This window comes from Achromobacter sp. SIMBA_011 (genome assembly GCF_046535435.1).
GTDB lineage: Bacteria > Pseudomonadota > Gammaproteobacteria > Burkholderiales > Burkholderiaceae_B > Achromobacter > Achromobacter dolens.
In genome coordinates this window covers 1-272 of sequence record NZ_JAWRWN010000445.1, presented here as the reverse complement: position 1 = coordinate 272, position 272 = coordinate 1, and the positions used below count along the sequence as shown (strand labels likewise).

1 protein-coding gene is annotated in these 272 nt (G+C 61.8%); it reads left to right on the top strand.

Features of this window, described 5'->3' with window-relative positions; all coding sequences use genetic code 11:
• The coding region (locus SB816_RS31650; protein ID WP_410548202.1) for an IS66 family transposase at window positions 1–272 on the top strand (272 nt) is incomplete at both ends.

The window sequence follows — 272 nt, the reverse complement described above, 5'->3', positions numbered from 1 at the left end:
AGCTTCTCTACAATGCGCTGCTAGCCTTCATCCGCTCCCAGCCAAGGGTGTTCTGTGACGAGACACCGCTTCCGCGGCTCGATCCGGGGCGCAAACGAACCAAGGTCTGCCAGTTGTGGGCGCAAGCGATCGACGATCGCCCATGGAATGGTCCGGCGCCGCCGGCGGTGGCCTATACTTTTGCCGAAAGCCGCAGCGCTCGCGAGGTCGAGGGGCAATTGTCGTCGTTTGCCGGCGTGCTTCAGGTCGATGGGTACCAAGCCTATAAAACC